Genomic DNA, 16,630 nt, shown 5'->3' with positions numbered 1-16,630 from the left:
ATCTGATCCGTAGACTGGGCGCCGTGCTGATCGTTCGGTGGGAGCTGCAGTCAGGGACGGGCGGCGAGGACGTGGTCCTCGCCGGCGACAAGTGGGTCTTCGGACGCGCCGTGGGGGAGGAACGACCCACCGTCGAGGTCGACGACCCGCGCGTGAGCCGCGCGGCGCTCGTCGTGCGCGACGGCGGGGGCGGACCGCTCGTCTTCCGGGGTCAGCGGGGCGAGAACGCCGAGGTCTCGGTGCGCGCCGTCGACGGATCGGTCCAGGTGCTGCAGGAGGGCACGGCCGGGAACCTCAGCAACCAGGCCCATCGCGTCGAGATGTCCCTCGGGGGCGAGCACCTCATCACCCTCGAGGTCGACTTCGCCGACCGTCCCAGCGTCGTGGAGCGACAGCAGCAGGCCGAGTCCGCCTTCGCGGACCAGGGGTGAGCCTCGACCCGGCGTTCGTCGCCGCCCTGCCGAAGGCCGAGCTGCACGTGCACCACGTCGGCTCGGCCTCCGTCGCCGCCGTCGCCGAGCTGGCCACGCGCCACCCCGACTCGCCCGTGCCGTCCGACCCGGAGGCCCTGGCCGACTACTTCGAGTTCTCCGACTTCGGTCACTTCATCGAGGTCTACCTGTCCGTCGTCGATCTGCTGCGGACCCCTGAGGACCTCTGGACCTTGACCCACGAGGTCGGGCGCGACCTGGCTGCGCAGAACGTGCGCTACGCCGAGCTGACCCTGACGCCGTACACGTCGATCGTGCGGGGCATCGCCGCCGAGGCCTACTGCGAGGCGGTCGAGGACGCCCGACGCGCGGTCGAGCGCGACCACGGCACGGTCCTGCGGTGGTGCTTCGACATCCCGGGTGAGTCCGGTGTGCCGGCCGCCGACGTCACCCTGGACACGGCCCTGCGACTGCGGCCCGAGGGCCTGGTGAGCTTCGGCCTGGGAGGACCGGAGGTCGGCGTGCCGCGGCCGCAGTTCGCCCCGCACTTCGAGCAGGCGCGGGCCGCCGGGCTGCACAGCGTGCCGCATGCCGGGGAGTCCACCGGTCCGGAGACGGTCTGGGACGCCCTGCGGCACCTCGGCGCCGAGCGGATCGGCCACGGCATCACGGCCGCGCAGGACCCACGGCTGATGGACCACCTGGCCGCCGAGGGCATCGTGCTGGAGGTGTGCCCCACGTCCAACGTGCGCACGCGATCGGTGGCCTCCCTGGCGGAGCATCCCCTGCCGGCGCTCGTCGCGGCCGGGGTGCCGGTGACCATCAACAGCGACGACCCGCCGATGTTCGCCACGACGCTGAACGAGGAGTACCTCGTCGCCGCCGACCTGCTCGGCCTCGACGAAGCGGGCGTGGTCGACCTCGCCCGCGTAGCCGTGGACGCCTCCTTCGCGCCCGACGACGTCAAGGCCGCGCTGCGTACGGAGCTGGCGGCCGCCCGGGGCTGACCCGCTTCAGACCGAGGTCGTGACAGGCACCACCGGCACGCGCACGAGCAGGACGCCGGGATGCACCTCCGCGGTGATCTCGCAGCCCTCGCCGACCGGGTCGCCGTCCAGCTGCATGGGCGTCGGCGAGGATGCCTTGACGTGCACGCGACTGCCCGTGAAGCGGTCGAGGCGCTCGTTGGTGCGCTTGCGCCGGGCGACGACCCGCCAGACGATGCCGAGCCAGCCGAAGAACCGACGCGGGGCGAGGACCACCACGTCGAGCTTGCCGTCGTCGATGCGGGCGTCGGGCAGCAGCGGGATCCCGCCCTGCAGGAAGCCGACGTTGCCGATGACGACCGTGCGGGCGCGGAACTTGCGGGGCTCCTCGTCGTCGACGCTGATCTCGACCTTCATCCCGGGGAAGCGCAGGGCCTTGAGGCCGGAGACGAAGTACGCGGCCCAGCCGACCTTCTCCTTGAGCCGGTCGTCGACGCCGGTCATGATCATCGCGTCCATGCCGAGCCCGGCCATGACCAGGAAGACGGTGTCGACGCCGGAGTCCGTGGAGTAGCTGGCGAGGTCGATCGCCTTGTCCTGGCCACCGAACGCGGCCTGGAGGGCATCGCGCGCGTTGAGCGGGACGCCGAGGTTGCGGGCCAGCAGGTTGCCGGTGCCGTGGGGGATGATGCCGACGGCCACGCCCGTGCGGGCCGCCTCCTCGCACACCGCGCGCACGGTGCCGTCGCCACCGGCGGCGATGATGAGGTCGACGCCGGCCTCCAGTGCCGCGGTGGCCTGGCCGTGCCCCGGGTCCTCCACGGAGGTCTCGAACCAGAGCGGCTCGTTCCATCCCTGGCGCTCGGCCTCGAGGCGGACGCGGGACTTGAAGTCCTCCACGTCGCCCACCTTGGCCGGGTTGAGCACGACGGCGGCCGCACGCCGTCCCGTGCCGGTGATCATGGCCAGCTCTGCGGGAAGGCGGGTGACGTCGTTGGCCACCAGCAGCCAGAGCGCCAGCGTGACGACGATGCCGAAGGCCAACCCCGCAGTGACGTCGGAGAGGAAGTGGACGCCGAGCAGCACCCGGCTCGCAGCGACGAGGATCCCGACCGCCACCCACAGCGTGATCAGCAACCGGCGTCGCCAGCCTCGTCCGGTCTGCACGATCGTGAGCAGCACGAGCACCGTGACGAACAAGCCGGCGCCGGCGGAGTGGCCGCTCGGGAAGGAGTACCCGCCGATCTCGTGCAGGGGCTCGTCCCAGAACGGCCGCTCGCGGGTGAAGAGCAGCTTGAGCAGCACGTTGCCCAGCAGGGCGGCGACCGTGCTCAGCACCACCCAGGCGCCGATGCGCCACTCCCGCCGCCAGAAGGCGATGCCGGCAGTCACCGCGAGGACGCCGGCGATCGGCCAGTTGCCGAAGACCAGCGCCACGATCTCCATCAGACCCACGAGCCATGGAGCGCCCGAGCTGAGCTCGTAGGCGCCCTGCGCGACCTCCTCGTCGAGGTCCAGCAGGGGCTCCCAGCCGGTCCCGACGGCCAGCGCGAGCAGCGCGAGCAGCGTGGTCAGCGTTGCCAGGACCACCAGCAGGATGCCCGGGCGGCCGGGCGTGGCCCTGCGCAGGTCGATCGACACGTGCTCCCCCTCATCGTGGTCCGGTGGTCTGCGGCTCGGATCAGCGTAGTGCCACCCGGCCATCGCCTCGACCCGCACGCGACGAGGGGCCGACCCGGTGGGCCGGCCCCTCGTCGCGGGATGCGGAGCGGCTCAGCGCTCCTCGTCACCGCGTATGAAGGCCTCGAGGCGCTCGCGGCCGACGTCGTCGGGGCGCTGCTCCGGCGGGGACTTCATCAGGTAGGACGACGCGCTCAGCAGCGCCCCCCCGATGCCGCGGTCCTTGGCGATCTTGGCCGCGCGGATCGCGTCGATGATGATGCCCGCGGAGTTGGGGGAGTCCCAGACCTCGAGCTTGTACTCCAGGTTGATGGGCGCGTCACCGAAGGCGCGGCCCTCCAGGCGCACGTAGGCCCACTTGCGGTCGTCGAGCCAGGCGACGTAGTCCGACGGGCCGATGTGGACGTTCTTGTCCTCGGTCTTTCCGGCGAGCGAGCCGGTCAGGTTGGAGGTGACGGCCTGGGTCTTGGAGACCTTCTTGGACTGCAGGCGCTCGCGCTCGAGCATGTTCTTGAAGTCCATGTTGCCGCCGACGTTGAGCTGGTAGGTGCGATCCAGCGTGACGCCGCGGTCCTCGAACAGCTTGGCCATGACGCGGTGGGTGATGGTGGCACCGACCTGGCTCTTGATGTCGTCACCGATGATCGGCACGCCGGCGTCCTCGAACTTCTTGGCCCACTCCGGGTCGGAGGCGATGAAGACGGGCAGCGCGTTGACGAAGGCGACGCCGGCGTCGATGGCGCACTGGGCGTAGAACTTGTCGGCCTCCTCCGAGCCCACCGGGAGGTAGGAGACGAGCACGTCGGCCCGGGCGTCCTTGAGAGTCTGGACGACGTCGACCGCCGGGGCGTCCGACTCATCGATCGTCTCCCGGTAGTAGATGCCCAGGCCGTCGAGGGTGTGGCCGCGCTGCACGGTGATGCCCGTGGGGGGCACGTCGGTGATCTTGATGGTGTTGTTCTCGCTGGCCGTCGTGGCGTCCGCGAGGTCGAAGCCGACCTTCTTGGCGTCGACGTCGAACGCGGCGACGAACTCGATGTCCTTGACGTGGTACTCGCCGAGCCGGACGTGCATCAGGCCCGGGACGGTGCTGTCGGGATCTGCGTCCTGGTAGTACTCGACGCCCTGGATCAGGGACGTGGCGCAGTTGCCCACGCCCACGATCGCCACGCGTACTGGACTACTGGCCGAATTCTGGGCCGAAACCATGGGTTCTCCTGTGATCATTGGTCGGGCTTGTCGTCGGTGACGGGACGATCCGGTGGAACGTCCCGCTCTGCCTCGTACCCGCCGGAGCGCTCGCGGTCGATGAGCTCGGTCAGCCAGCGCACCTCGCGCTCGACGGACTCCAGCCCGTGCCGCTGCAGCTCCCGCGTGTAGGAGTCCGCCCGCTGCCGGCCGCGCTTGGCGGCCTCACGGACGTTCTCGAGTCGCTCCTCCAGACGGCTGCGCCGTCCTTCGAGGATGCGGACCCGGGTCGGCGGGTCGGTCCGCGCGAAGAACGCGAACCGCACGCCGAAGTTCTCGTCGTCCCACGTCGATGGGCCCGACTCCTCCAGGACGCGGGCGAAGTGCTCCTTGCCCTCGGCCGTGAGGCGGTAGACGATGCGATTGCGGCGACCGCGGACGGTCACCTCGGGATCCTCGTCGTCCACGATGTGGCCGGAGCGCACGAGGGCCTTCAGACACGGGTAGAGCGTGCCGTAGGAGAGGACGCGTCCCCAGCCGAGCAGCACGATGAGCTGCTTGCGCAGCTCGTAGCCGTGCATGGGCGCGTCGTGGAGCAGGCCGAGCACGGCCAGCTCCAAGGTCTCTCCGCGCCGTGCCACAGGGCGTCGTCCTCTCCGATGTGTCGCCGAGTCACATCGACTCGGTATATCGGGACGATACATCGGTTCGACTGGACTGACGAGCACGGCATGCCCATGATGCGGGTCACATGTGGCCGGTGCCGTTACCGTGCTCTCAGGATGATCGGTCAGACTGGTCGCTGGCCTGCCGCGCCGATGCCTCCGCCTGCCATGGCACCACGCCCCGACGAACCGACCGGGACCGACCGAGAAGGACCCTTCCTTGACCTCACGCCGAGCGAGCACCTCCTCCCGCCGCGGCCTGATCGGACGCATCAGCGGCAACGGCCCCGTGTGGGCGAAGGCCCTGCGCTGGCTGCTCGTCACCGCCGTCGGCGGCTTCCTGAGCGGTGCGATCGCGTTCTTCGTGCTCTACAACGTCATCGAGGTCCCGAGCGCCAACGCCGACTTCGAGACCCAGACGACCAAGGTCTACTACAGCGACGGCGAGTCGCTGCTGGGCGAGTTCGCGATGCAGGACCGCGAGCGGGTCTCGCTCGACGACGTCCCGGAGCAGATGCAGGCCGCAGTCATCGCGGCCGAGGATCGCAGCTTCTACGACAACCGTGGCATCGACCTGGGCGGCATCATCCGCGCGGCGCGGGACAACGCCCGCAGCGGCGAGATCACCGGCGGCGGGTCCACGATCACCCAGCAGTACGTGAAGGTGCTCTACCTGACCCAGGACCAGTCCTGGAGCCGCAAGGTGCGCGAGGCCGTCCTGTCGGTCAAGATCCACAACCAGCAGAGCAAGTCCGAGGTCCTGGAGGGCTACCTCAACACGATCTACTTCGGCAACGGCGCGTACGGCGTCGAGGTGGCCTCGCAGACCTACTTCGACCGTCCCTCCAGCGAGCTCACGTACGGCCAGTCGGCCCTGCTGGCGACCATCATCAACCAGCCCAGCTACTACGACCCCTACGCCGAGGGCGCCCTGGATCGCATCATGCCGCGGTTCACCTACGTCCTGAACGGCATGGTGGAGTCCGGTGCCATCACGCAGGAGGAGGCCGACAAGTGGGCTGAGCGCTACCCCAAGGTCGCGGACAAGCAGTCCACCGACCGCTTCTCCGGCCCCAACGGTCACCTGCTCGCGCTGGTGCAGAAGCAGCTGCAGGGCCTGGAGTTCACCGACGCCCAGATCCTCGGCGGTGGTCTGCAGGTGACCACGACCTTCGACCGGCGGGTGCAGAACGCCGCCGTCGACGCGGTCGAGGCCGTGCAGCCCCCGGGACTCGACGAGCTGCACACCGCGGTCGTGTCCGTGGAGCCCGGCACCGGCCGGGTCAAGGGGATGTACGGCGGCGCTGACTACATCGACAGTCAGCTCAACTGGGCCACCCTCGGCGTGCAACCGGGATCGACGTTCAAGTCCTTCGCGGTGCAGGCAGCCCTGGAGGACGGCTTCAGCCTGAACACGGTGCTCAACGGCAACTCGCCGATCCAGGTCGGCGGCGGGACCGTGGCCAACCAGGGAGACAGCGGCGGACGCTCGTTCGGGCGGATCCCGTTGCGCACGGCGACGCAGGAGTCCGTCAACACCGCCTTCGTCGACATCACCCAGCAGCTGGCCGGCGGGCAGGACGCCGACATCACCGCGGGCACCGAGAAGATCGGTGAGGCCGCGGTCGACGCCGGCATCCCGCAGGGCGTGATCGACGAGATCGATCCGGCGGCCTCGGTGTACTCCCTGGGCTTCGCCCCCGTCCCGCCGGTGGACATGGCCAACGCCTACGCGACGTATGCCGCCGGTGGCGAGCGTGCCGACTGGTACGTCGTGGAGAGCGTCAGCGACAGCGACGGCAACGAGCAGACCATGCCCGAGCGCGAGACCGAGAAGACCATCCCCGACGACGTCGTGGGTGACGTCGTCGCCTCCCTGGAGGGCGTCGTGGCCAGTGGTACCGGCACGAGCGGCGCCACGGTCTGCCCGACGCTGGGCAAGACCGGCACCGCGACGGCCGGACCGGACGACGACCAGCGCGTGTCCTCGTCGTGGTTCGTGGGAGCGACACCCAAGCTCGCCACCGCCGTGATGTACAACCGCGGCGTCGGCAACGAGGACCTCGAGGGCTACCTCGTGCCGTTCTTCGGTGGCACCTTCCCGGCGCAGACGTTCAAGGCCGTCATGGACGCCGCCGTCGACCCGGCCGACTGTGGTGCCTTCCCGGCGCCCGGCAACATCCAGGCCGACAAGGGCACCGACTTCGTCCCGCCCCCGCCGCCACCCGAGCCCGAGCCTGAGCCGGAGCCCGAGCCGTCCGAGGAGGAAGAGCCCGAGCCGGAGCCCGAGCCGTCCGAGGAGGAAGAGCCCGAGCCGGAGCCGACCGGCGGCGGCGACGACGACGAGGACACAGACCAGGGGTTCGGCGGATTCGGTCGTCGGAACTGAACGACGCGTCAGTCCGCCAGGACGACCCGGTCGAACGTCGCGGTGGTGAAGCGGACGGCCACGCCGACCGTCTCGCCGACGGCGGGTGCGGTGGCCGATCGCGGCAGCAGCACCATCGAGGCCTGCATGTGCGGCGGCTCGGCGAACCAGCGTTGGCGGCCGTCGACGGTGAACGGGCTCAGCGAGAGCCCGGCAGCCTCCAGGCTGCCCTTGGCGAAGGTCTTGCCTCGTTGCACCACACCGGTGCCGGGGCGGGGGGCCTCCAGCCCGATGCCGTGGCTGGTGCCACCGGAGACGATCAGCAGGTAGCCGTCGCGCGGTACCGGCCGCTGGCGGTAGCCGATGCGCTCGCCGCGGCTCACGTGGTGCACGTCCAGCACAGCGGACCTCACGGACAGGGCGCCGAGGTCACCCAGCCACAGCGACGTGCCGATGCGAGGGCGGACCTCCAGCTGGGGGCGGCGCTGGCGCAGCTCGAGGAGCTCGTCGGGCGTCAGGTGGGAGACGAACAGGCGGGACGTCTGCACCTGGGAGGTCTCCAGCGCGGCGGCCCAGCTCTCGGCCTCCGCGAGGTTGCCCCCCGCCATCGGCAGGTGGACGGCGAAGCCCTCCAGACGCAGCGACCCGAGCGCCGCGGCGGCCGCGGCCAGCTCGTGGCGGTCCAGGCCGTGGCGGGACATGGACGTCTCGCCCTCGAGCACGACGCGGGCGTCCGGTCGTGTGGCGGCGAGAGCGGCGACGTCCTCGACGCGGCCCAGCGTGTGGACGACCCTGTGCCCGTTCTCGGCATCGTCGGCGTGGGTCCCCACGAGGAACGCACGCCACGGGCTGAGCACCATGACGTCCCCGGAGAACTCGGCGAGCGCCTGCGGCACCTCCTCGTACGTGCCGACGGCGATCGTGTCGCAGCCCAGGGTCGTCGCCTCGGCCGTCAGGACGTCGCGCCCCAGGCCGTAGCCGTTGCCCTTGACGACCGGCACGAGCCCGGGGGTGGTCCCGCCCACGGTGCTGAGGTGGCGACGCCAGCGCGGGGCGTCGACGACGAGGTCGAAGCTCATCCTCGTCTCCTCATATCCGCTTCGCGGATTCGTCGCTCGGCTGACGCGCACGAATCTGGAGTCTCGAGATGACGCCCGGTGATCGAGAGCGGTCGACTCGTGCGCGTCATCCTCGTCTCCTCATATAAGCCGTGAAGGCGGCGTGCAGCGCCCTGTTGAGGGGCAGGTCCCACTCGCCGAGGTACTCCACGGCGTCGCCGCCGGTCCCGGCCTTGAACTGGATGAGGCCGACGTGCGGATCCTTCGGGTCCAGGGTGTCGGTGATGCCGCGCATGTCATAGACCTCGGCCCCGGCGGCCAGCGCGGCCGTGATCATCTGCCACTGCACGGCGTTGGAGCCGCGCACGTCGCGCTTCGCGGTGGTGGAGGCGCCGTAGGAGTACCAGGCGTGGGTGCCGACCCGCACGAGGGTCGTGGCCGCCACGAGATCGCCCTCGTGATGGGCGAGGTGCACGCCCATCCGGTCGGGCGCCTCGTCGTTGAGCGCGTCCCACATGGTCTGGAAGTAGGAGAGCGGCCGGGGCGTGAAGTGGTCGCGCTCGGCGGTCTCGACGTAGATGCGGTGGAAGTCGACGAGGTCGTCGCGGGTGCCGTGGGTGGTCTCGACGCCGGCCTTCGCGGCCTTCTTGATGTTGCGCCGCCACAGCTGGTTCATGGCGGCCAGGACCTCGTCCTCGGACTTCGGCGCACCGTCGTCGTGGGTGAGTGGCACCCAGAAGTTGTACTGCGGCTGCCCGGCAGCGAAGCCACCCTCGGTGGCGAGCTTCTTCCAGCCCAGTGCGGTCAACGAGTCGGCGACGGCGAGGTGCTCGGGCACGCTCACGTCGGCGGGCGTCTCGCCCAGCGTGCCGAGAGCGTCGTCGGCGATGGCCTGCTTGACCGTGCTCGCGTGCCAGCGACGGGTGACCACGGGCGGCCCGATCCGGATGCCGAACGCCTTCTGCCGCTTCAGATGGTCCGCGAGCGGGGCGAGCCAGCGGTCGAGGTCCGGATCGGTCCAGTCGATGGCCGGGCCCTCGGGCAGGTAGGCCAGGAATCGCTTGACCCTGGGGACCTGGCGGTACAGGACGAGCGCGGCTCCGACGATGCGCTCGCCCTCGCCCGGGTCGGCGCTGAACCAACCGATGGACTCACCGCGCCACTCCGCCTTGACGTGCGCCCACGCGGGCGTCTGCAGGAAGCTCACCGAGGACCGGGAGGCGATGTGCGCCAGGTGCTCGTCGGTGCTGATGGTCCGGACCCGGAGCTGTGCTGACGTCACCCGTGCGAGGCTACCAATGCCTCATGGCACCCGCCCCCTCGTCACGGCTCCACCCTCACGACACTGCCGGCCCCTGCTCCGCGGCGCGGGCGTGCGCGGCGACGGGAAGCAGGCTGTCGGCCGCGAACGTCACGTGCCCCAGGGCCACGCGGTCGGGCAACGCCTCGCGCACGGCGGCGACGGCGCTGGTCGTCATGCCCCCGCAGAGCTCGATCAGTGTCGCGCCCTCGGCGGCGAGGTCCACCGCCACGGCCGGGGCGCTCGAGGCGTCGGGGACGGCGACGAGCACCGCGCGGACGTCGGGCGTCGCCAGCTCTGTGCGGTCGTGGACGGGGTCGGCGCCGGGGTGCTCGAAGAGGTAGGCCCAGGTCTGGCGTGAGGTGGTCATGGGCCCAGCCTGCGACCTCCACCATGATTGAGGTCAAGGAGCGACCCGACGACCCTGACGCATCGGTTAGGCTTGCCTAAATCCTTCGTCGTCGTCTGGAGAAGTCATGGGAGCAGTCCGCACCCGCATCGGCACCGTGGTCTCCACGAGCCGGATCACGCCGCACCTGCGCCGGGTCACCCTGGAGGTGGGCGACATGGCGTCCACCGGCGTCCCCGACGAGTACGTCCGGCTGATGATCCCGGCCGAGGGGGCCGAGCTCGTCCTGCCCGAGATCGATGACCAGTGGAACGTCACCTGGCCCGAGGGTGCCGTGGAACCCGCCTACCGGGTGTACACGATCTCCGACCATCGCTGGATCGACGGCGTCGCCCACGTGGACATCGACATCGCCCTGCACGAGGCGGGCGTCGGCTCGGCCTGGGCCCGGCGCTGCCGGCCGGGCGACCGGATCGGCTTCGTCGAGCCGCACGGGCTCTACGTGCCCACCGAGGACGCTCCGTGGCAGCTGCTGGTCTGCGACATCACCGGCCTGCCCGCGCTGGCCCGCATCCTGCGTGGGCTGCGTCCTGGGCAGCGGGCCGAGGCCGTCGTGGCCCTCACCGACGCACGCGACGAGATCGCGCTGCCCAGCGCCGCCGACGTGGACGTCACCTGGACCGTGGTGGAGCGCGAGACGGACCTCTGCGTTGTCCTGACCCACGCCGTCACCGAGCGCGAGCTGCCGACCGAGGGCCCGCGCTACGTCTGGCTCGCCGGCGAGGCGCGCTCCAGCCGGGCGGTGCGGCGGCACCTGCGTCGCGAGCTCGGATGGCCGCAGGCGGACTTCTACACCTGTGGCTACTGGCAGATCGACGCCGAGACGTGGAACGCGCGCTACGAGCAGGTGCAGGACGTCGTCCTCACCGAGGCCCGCCGGGTCCAGGCCGAGCTGGGCGACGACGAGGGCGCCTACCTCGACGCGATCGAGGACATCTACGAGAAGGCCGGCCTCTGATCCGGCCGACCCACCTCCCGCGGTCCCGTGAGCGGTGACCTGCTGGTCCTACGGGGCCGCGAGCGGTGCTTGGGTCGTCGAATGCGTCGGGATTCGACGACGGACTCACCGCCCTGGGAGGGGTAGGACGAGCAGGTCACCGCTTCACAGCAGGAAGCCGGACGGCGGTGCCGACGGGGTGATGAGCAGTGTCATGCCGGCCTCGTGCGGGGTGCGGTTGGCCTTGCGGTGGTTGCAGCGCAGGCACGCGGCCACGGCGTTGTCCCACGTGAGGGTGCCGCCACGGCTGCGCGGGACGATGTGGTCGACGGTCTCGGCCTGCCCGCCGCAGTAGGCGCACATCTTGTCGCGCGCCTTGACGGCCGACTTGGTGCACAGGTGGCTCCGACGATGCTTCCACCGGGCCACGACGTAGCGGATCAGACGCAGCACCTTGGGGCGGGGAAAGGGCCCGAACGTGCCCTCGTCCTCCTCCTCGATGACGGCGACCTCGCGGACCAGCATCTTGATGGCATGGCGCAGGGAGACGCGCTGCAGGGGCTCATAGCTCGCGTTGAGCACCAGGACGTACGTCTGTGCCATCGGCCGACCTTTCCGGGGTCAGCCTAGCCCGGCGCGCCCGGCCGCGGGGGCGGCCACACGGGTGCTCAGGCGATCCACACGAAGCCGACAACGGTGGGTGCGGCGGCCGCGAGCATCCACAGCGGCGAGAACAGCCGTGCGCCGAGGATGAGCCGGATGCCCACGTACATGATCGTCGCGGTCAGCCCGGACATCACCAGCAGCCCGACGGCATCGCTCTGGCGGCCCTGCCCCGCGACGACGTGCGCCGCCCCCACCAGGCCCAGGACGCCGTGCACGATGACGGCGAAGAACGCGAGCGCCGCGACCCGGCGTCGGACGCGGTCCAGGGCCGCCGTCTCCTCCGCACTCATCATGGGCACGGGCCCAGTCTCCCAGACCCCCGACGTGCGACCCGACGCCTGATTGGATAGGAAGGAGGCCAACCCCCACCAGTTGAGGTGAGACGTGGACGACGCACACCTGTTCGACGGCTACGGCCCTGTCGTCGGCTTCGACGAGATGTTCTCCGCCTCCGAGCTCCGCTCCGAGTACACCCGAGTGCACTCGGCCTTCCGCGACATGGGCAACGAGGAGATCCGCTCCCGCGCGGAGTCCCTCGCCTCGGCCTACCTCGACCAGGGGGTCACGTTCGGCGTGGGCGGCGAGGAACGTCCCTTCCCCCTGGACATCGTGCCCCGCATCATCGAGGCGGCGGACTGGCGGCACGTCGACACCGGTGTCCGGCAACGGGTCAAGGCGCTCGAGGCGTTCCTGGCCGACGTCTACGGTCCCGGAGAGGTCTTCACCGATGGCGTCGTCCCGCGCGAGACCGTCCTGACGTCCCCGCACTACCACCGCGTCGTGGCCGGGCTGGAGCCCCCGAACGGTGTGCGGGTGCACATCTCGGGCATCGACCTCATCCGTGACGGGGACGGCGACTTCCGGGTCCTGGAGGACAACTGCCGCGTCCCCTCCGGCGTCTCCTACGTCATGACGAACCGGCCGGCGATGTCCGCGGCGCTCCCCGAGGTCTTCGCCGACCACCGCATCCGGCCCGTGCAGCAGTACTCGCGCAACCTGCTGGCCGCGTTGCGTGCCGCCGCCCCGTCGGGCGTGAGCGACCCCAACGTCGTCGTCCTGACCCCCGGCGTCTACAACTCGGCGTACTTCGAGCACACGCTGCTGGCCCGGACGATGGGCGTCGAGCTCGTCGAGGGCCGTGACCTCGTCTGCCAGCAGGGTCGGGTCTCGATGCGCACCACCCGCGGCCTGGAGCCGGTGCACGTCGTCTACCGCCGGCTGGACGATGAGTTCCTGGATCCGATGCAGTTCTACCCCGAGTCGGTCCTCGGCGTGCCCGGCCTCATCAACGCCGCACGTGCCGGCAACGTCACGATCGCGAACGCGGTCGGCAACGGTGTCGCCGATGACAAGCTCATCTACACCTACGTGCCTGACCTGATCCGCTACTACCTGTCCGAGGAGCCGATCCTGGGCAACGTCGACACCTGGCGGCTCGGTGACGCGGAGCAGCGTGAGGAGGTGCTGGACCGCCTCGACGAGCTGGTGCTCAAGCCCGTCGACGGCTCCGGCGGCAAGGGCATCGTCATCGGCCCCAACGCGGACGCCGACGAGCTCGCTGCCCTGCGCACCAAGATCGGCGAGGACCCACGGGCCTGGATCGCCCAGCCGGTCATCTCGCTGTCCACCGTCCCGACGCTCGTGGAGGACGGCATCCGTCCTCGACACGTCGACCTGCGCCCCTTCGCCGTCAACGACGGCGACGACGTCTACGTGCTGCCCGGCGGGCTGACGCGCGTGGCGCTGCCGGAGGGCGAGCTCATCGTCAACTCATCGCGCGGCGGCGGGTCCAAGGACACCTGGGTCCTGGCCGACCCCTACACGCCGCCGGACCCCAAGGACACCGCCGACGAGGACGAGGACGACGACCTGGGGGCCGATCGCCGGCCCCGGCCGTCGCAGTCCCAGGACGAGGAGGTGGGCTGATGCTGAGCCGCATCGCGGAGCAGATCTTCTGGATCGGCCGCTACCTGGAGCGGGCCGACGACACCGCCCGGATCCTCGACGTGCAGATGCAGGTGCTCGTGGAGGACCCCTCCATCGACGAGGGGCTCTCCTGCCAGCAGCTGCTGACGGTCATGGGCGTCGAGGAGCACCCCGAGAACGTCAACCGGTGGACGATCCTGGACCTGCTGGCCCACAACCCGGACTCCGTCGGCTCCATCGCCTCCACCATCGAGTCGGCCCGCAGCAGCGCCCGCGGCGCGCGCGAGATCTTGTCCACGGACATCTGGGGCGCCATCAACACCACGTGGCGCGGGCTGCCGGCGGCCCGGACCGGGCGACCGCCGGACCTGTTCGCGTGGGTGCGCAACCGCATGGCGATGATCAACGGCATCGCCGACTCCACCATGCCCCGCGACGAGGGCTGGCAGTTCTTCGTGCTGGGACGCAGCATCGAGCGCGTCGACATGACCGCCCGGCTGCTCTCCACGGCCGCCCTGGCCTCGGACACCCAGATCGCCTGGCCCACGACGCTGCGGGCGTGCGGGGCCTACGAGGCCTTCATCCGTGCCTACCGTGGGCTGGACGGTGACCGGCAGGCGGCGGAGTTCCTGCTGCTGGACCGGTGGTTCCCGCGCTCCATCGTCTCCTCGTTGCAGGAGGCCGAGCGGGCGTTGAACCTGCTGGAGGCCCGTGGCCAGCGCACCGGGTTCGGCGACGAGGCCCAGCGCCTGCTGGGCCGGGCCCGCACCGAGCTGGAGTACCGACCGCTCGCGGAGATCATCGAGGAGATGCCCACCGAGATGGAACGCCTGCAGCGCCGCTGCGCCGATGCCAGTGACGCCATCCGCAGCCGCTACTTCTCGCACTCGGAGTCCCACGCCTGGACGGGAGGGGTGGTCCTGTGAGTGAGCGCCAGCGAACGAGCCATCGAGACCTCACGGCGTCGCGTCCGTATTCTTCGCCCTTTCACACGGAGGTGACGCCGTGAACGTGTCTTCTGGCCGCGGGATGCAGCTGCGGATCCGCCACACGTCGGGCTACACCTATGAGAACCCGGCCGTCGCCTCGTACAACGAGGCCCGCATGACGCCCCTCACGACCCCGGAGCAGATGGTGCTGCGCCCGCGGGTCGACGTCACGCCGACCGCCTGGTCGCAGGAGTACCGCGACTACTGGGGCTCGACCGTCACCTCCTTCGAGGTGCACGAGCCCCACGACGAGCTGGTCGTCGTCGCCACGTCGACGGTCGAGACCAGTGGGTTCGAGCACCCGGTCGTGCCCGGTGGGAGCTGGGCCGACCTCGAGCCCGTCGCAGACGAGCTCTGCGAGTTCCTCGTCGATGCGCACTGGACCCGTCCCTCGGACACCCTGGTGAGGGAGGTCCGCGCCCTGCGCGACGTCTCGGACACGCCGGGCGACTACGCCCGGGCCACGCTGCGCCTGGTGCACGACCGCATCCGCTACGTCCCCGGCGCCACCGAGGTCACGACCCCCGCGGCCGACGCCTGGGAGGCCCAGGTGGGCGTGTGCCAGGACATCGCGCACGTCAGCCTGGGCGCCCTGCGCTGGGCGGGGGTCCCGGCGCGCTACGTCTCGGGATACCTGCACCCGGACCCGGACCCCCAGGTCGGTGAGACGGTGCCGGCGGAGTCGCACGCCTGGGTCGAGTTCTGGGACGGCGACTGGGTGGGCTTCGACCCCACCAACGACGTCGCACCGGGCGAGCGGCACGTGGCAGTGGCCCGGGGACGCGACTACGCCGACAACCCGCCCCTGCGCGGCATCTACTCCACCCGGGGCGCCTCGGAGCTGTTCGTCGCGGTGGAGATCACGCGTACGCGCTGAGCACGCCGGCGGTCGCGGCGGGGAGACGACGTCGACCTGCGCGTCCGGCGAGCGTCGGTAGCGTCGGGGGCATGAGTGAAGAGCGCTACTGGGCCGACCCCGTGCCCGAGACCCACCGTCCCTACGTCGCCGCCGAGGACCGCTACCAGCACCTGGACTACCGACGCCTGGGCACGAGCGGCCTGCTGCTGCCGCCGTTGTCGCTGGGGCTCTGGTACAACTTCGGCGACAACCGGGCCTTCGACGTCCAGCGCGAGGTGCTGCGGCACGCCTTCGACCACGGCATCAGCCACTTCGACCTCGCCAACAACTACGGTCCGCCGCACGGCTCGGCCGAGGAGAACTTCGGCCGCATGATGCGGACGGACTTCAAGCCCTACCGCGACGAGCTGGTCCTCTCCAGCAAGGCCGGCTGGGACATGTGGCCGGGCCCCTACGGCAAGCTCGGCTCGCGCAAGTACCTGCTCTCCAGCCTCGACGCCTCCCTGGAGCGGATGAGCGTCGAGTACGTGGACATCTTCTACTCCCACCGCGTCGATCCCGGCACGCCGCTGGAGGAGACGATGGGCGCCCTGGACACCGCCGTGCGCTCGGGCAAGGCGCTCTACGCCGGGATCTCCTCGTACTCTCCGAGCAAGACCGCCGAGGCCGTCGCGATCGCTCGCGACCTCGGCACTCCTCTGGTCATCCACCAGCCCTCCTACTCGATGCTCAACCGCTGGGTCGAGGACGGCCTGCTCACCGTGCTGGCCGAGCACGGGCTGGGCAGCATCGGCTTCACTCCGCTGGCCCAGGGCCTGCTGACCGACCGCTACCTGGGTGAGGACGCGGTCGAGCGCGCCACGCAGCGGCCCAGCCTGGACGAGTCGGTGCTCACCGATGACAACCTCGAGCGGCTGCGTGGCCTCGCGGCCATCGCCGACGAGCGCGGTCAGTCCCTGGCCCAGATGGCCATCTCCTGGGTGCTGCGTCCCGGCGGCGTGACCTCGGCGCTCATCGGTGCGTCCTCGACCCAGCAGCTCGACGAGAACCTGGCCGCCGCGCAGCAGACGGACTTCACCGACGAGGAGCTCACCCGCATCGACGAGCTCGCCGGGACCACCGACGGAGTCAACATCTGGTCGGTCTCCTCCGAGATCTGAGGCCCCCT

16 protein-coding genes are annotated in these 16,630 nt (G+C 70.7%); 8 read left to right on the top strand and 8 right to left on the bottom strand.

Going from position 1 to position 16,630, the window contains the following annotated elements; all coding sequences use genetic code 11:
• The first annotated feature begins 23 nt into the window (after positions 1–23).
• Together ACHAAC_RS14265 and ACHAAC_RS14260 are read left to right on the top strand one after the other, a co-directional pair.
• A complete protein-coding gene (locus ACHAAC_RS14265; protein WP_435716954.1) occupies positions 24–431 on the top strand; it encodes a hypothetical protein in 408 nt (135 codons plus the stop codon).
• Positions 428–1,438, top strand: coding sequence for an adenosine deaminase (locus ACHAAC_RS14260; RefSeq protein WP_435716953.1), 1,011 nt, complete (start codon positions 428–430; stop codon positions 1,436–1,438). The genes ACHAAC_RS14265 and ACHAAC_RS14260 overlap by 4 nt, the downstream gene beginning before the upstream one ends.
• 6 nt (positions 1,439–1,444) lie before the next feature.
• On the opposite strand, the gene ACHAAC_RS14255 is transcribed toward ACHAAC_RS14260, so the two are convergent.
• The 3 genes from ACHAAC_RS14255 to ACHAAC_RS14245 all read right to left on the bottom strand — a co-directional run bounded on the left by ACHAAC_RS14255 (position 1,445) and on the right by ACHAAC_RS14245 (position 4,926).
• A complete protein-coding gene (locus tag ACHAAC_RS14255; RefSeq protein WP_435716952.1) occupies positions 1,445–3,058 on the bottom strand; it encodes a phosphatase PAP2 family protein in 1,614 nt (537 codons plus the stop codon).
• 132 nt (positions 3,059–3,190) lie between these two features.
• On the bottom strand, positions 3,191–4,306 hold the full coding sequence (locus ACHAAC_RS14250) for an inositol-3-phosphate synthase (protein WP_435716951.1): 1,116 nt from the start codon (positions 4,304–4,306) through the stop codon (positions 3,191–3,193).
• Between the two features lie 14 nt (positions 4,307–4,320).
• Positions 4,321–4,926: a PadR family transcriptional regulator gene (locus tag ACHAAC_RS14245; protein WP_435716950.1), complete on the bottom strand. Its 606-nt coding sequence runs from the start codon at positions 4,924–4,926 to the stop codon at positions 4,321–4,323.
• Between the two features lie 244 nt (positions 4,927–5,170).
• Here ACHAAC_RS14245 and ACHAAC_RS14240 point away from each other — a divergent pair, with 244 nt between their 5' ends.
• Positions 5,171–7,339: a transglycosylase domain-containing protein gene (locus tag ACHAAC_RS14240; protein ID WP_435716949.1), complete on the top strand. Its 2,169-nt coding sequence runs from the start codon at positions 5,171–5,173 to the stop codon at positions 7,337–7,339.
• A gap of 8 nt (positions 7,340–7,347) precedes the next feature.
• On the opposite strand, the gene ACHAAC_RS14235 is transcribed toward ACHAAC_RS14240, so the two are convergent.
• The 3 genes from ACHAAC_RS14235 to ACHAAC_RS14225 form a co-directional block, all read right to left on the bottom strand.
• On the bottom strand, positions 7,348–8,397 hold the full coding sequence (locus ACHAAC_RS14235; RefSeq protein WP_435716948.1) for an alanine racemase: 1,050 nt from the start codon (positions 8,395–8,397) through the stop codon (positions 7,348–7,350).
• Between the two features lie 106 nt (positions 8,398–8,503).
• On the bottom strand, positions 8,504–9,658 hold the full coding sequence (locus tag ACHAAC_RS14230; protein WP_435716947.1) for a lipid II:glycine glycyltransferase FemX: 1,155 nt from the start codon (positions 9,656–9,658) through the stop codon (positions 8,504–8,506).
• A 55-nt stretch (positions 9,659–9,713) separates the two neighbouring features.
• The gene (locus ACHAAC_RS14225) at positions 9,714–10,046 is read right to left on the bottom strand and encodes a DUF6506 family protein (RefSeq protein WP_435716946.1); all 333 of its coding nucleotides are present in this window, start codon (positions 10,044–10,046) and stop codon (positions 9,714–9,716) included.
• A gap of 106 nt (positions 10,047–10,152) precedes the next feature.
• Here ACHAAC_RS14225 and ACHAAC_RS14220 point away from each other — a divergent pair, with 106 nt between their 5' ends.
• A complete protein-coding gene (locus ACHAAC_RS14220) occupies positions 10,153–11,043 on the top strand; it encodes a siderophore-interacting protein (RefSeq protein ID WP_435716945.1) in 891 nt (296 codons plus the stop codon).
• Positions 11,044–11,187: 144 nt separating this feature from the next.
• Here the strand turns inward: ACHAAC_RS14220 and ACHAAC_RS14215 are convergent, their stop codons facing one another.
• Both ACHAAC_RS14215 and ACHAAC_RS14210 read right to left on the bottom strand, forming a co-directional pair.
• Positions 11,188–11,625, bottom strand: a complete 438-nt coding sequence (locus ACHAAC_RS14215; protein WP_435716944.1) for an HNH endonuclease — start codon at positions 11,623–11,625, stop codon at positions 11,188–11,190.
• Between the two features lie 65 nt (positions 11,626–11,690).
• On the bottom strand, positions 11,691–11,987 hold the full coding sequence (locus tag ACHAAC_RS14210; protein ID WP_435716943.1) for a hypothetical protein: 297 nt from the start codon (positions 11,985–11,987) through the stop codon (positions 11,691–11,693).
• Positions 11,988–12,072: 85 nt separating this feature from the next.
• Here ACHAAC_RS14210 and ACHAAC_RS14205 point away from each other — a divergent pair, with 85 nt between their 5' ends.
• From ACHAAC_RS14205 to ACHAAC_RS14190, 4 genes are all read left to right on the top strand, one after another.
• A complete protein-coding gene (locus ACHAAC_RS14205) occupies positions 12,073–13,614 on the top strand; it encodes a circularly permuted type 2 ATP-grasp protein (RefSeq protein WP_435716942.1) in 1,542 nt (513 codons plus the stop codon).
• Positions 13,614–14,540 carry an alpha-E domain-containing protein gene (locus ACHAAC_RS14200; RefSeq protein WP_435716941.1) on the top strand — a complete coding sequence of 309 codons (927 nt, stop codon included), beginning with the start codon at positions 13,614–13,616 and terminating at the stop codon, positions 14,538–14,540. Before ACHAAC_RS14205 ends, ACHAAC_RS14200 begins: the two co-directional genes overlap by 1 nt.
• Before the next feature lie 79 nt (positions 14,541–14,619).
• Complete coding sequence (locus ACHAAC_RS14195; RefSeq protein ID WP_435716940.1) at positions 14,620–15,480, top strand: transglutaminase family protein; 861 nt, start codon at positions 14,620–14,622, stop codon at positions 15,478–15,480.
• A gap of 71 nt (positions 15,481–15,551) precedes the next feature.
• Positions 15,552–16,622, top strand: coding sequence for an aldo/keto reductase (locus ACHAAC_RS14190; protein ID WP_435716939.1), 1,071 nt, complete (start codon positions 15,552–15,554; stop codon positions 16,620–16,622).
• Positions 16,623–16,630 lie beyond the last annotated feature (8 nt).

This window comes from Aeromicrobium sp. CF4.19 (assembly GCF_051262555.1).
GTDB lineage: Bacteria > Actinomycetota > Actinomycetes > Propionibacteriales > Nocardioidaceae > Aeromicrobium.
Note: the sequence above shows the minus strand (reverse complement) of the source record. Positions and strands in the feature narration are given on the sequence as shown.

Bases quoted from the DNA above. Each gene is read 5' to 3' on its own strand.
- ACHAAC_RS14250 (WP_435716951.1), bottom strand. From the start codon at position 4,306: ATGGTTTCGGCCCAGAATTCGGCCAGTAGTCCAGTACGCGTGGCGATC.
- ACHAAC_RS14235 (WP_435716948.1), bottom strand. From the start codon at position 8,397: ATGAGCTTCGACCTCGTCGTCGACGCCCCGCGCTGGCGTCGCCACCTC.
- ACHAAC_RS14225 (WP_435716946.1), bottom strand. From the start codon at position 10,046: ATGACCACCTCACGCCAGACCTGGGCCTACCTCTTCGAGCACCCCGGC.
- ACHAAC_RS14220 (WP_435716945.1), top strand. From the start codon at position 10,153: ATGGGAGCAGTCCGCACCCGCATCGGCACCGTGGTCTCCACGAGCCGG.
- ACHAAC_RS14215 (WP_435716944.1), bottom strand. From the start codon at position 11,625: ATGGCACAGACGTACGTCCTGGTGCTCAACGCGAGCTATGAGCCCCTG.
- ACHAAC_RS14200 (WP_435716941.1), top strand. From the start codon at position 13,614: ATGCTGAGCCGCATCGCGGAGCAGATCTTCTGGATCGGCCGCTACCTG.
- ACHAAC_RS14190 (WP_435716939.1), top strand. From the start codon at position 15,552: ATGAGTGAAGAGCGCTACTGGGCCGACCCCGTGCCCGAGACCCACCGT.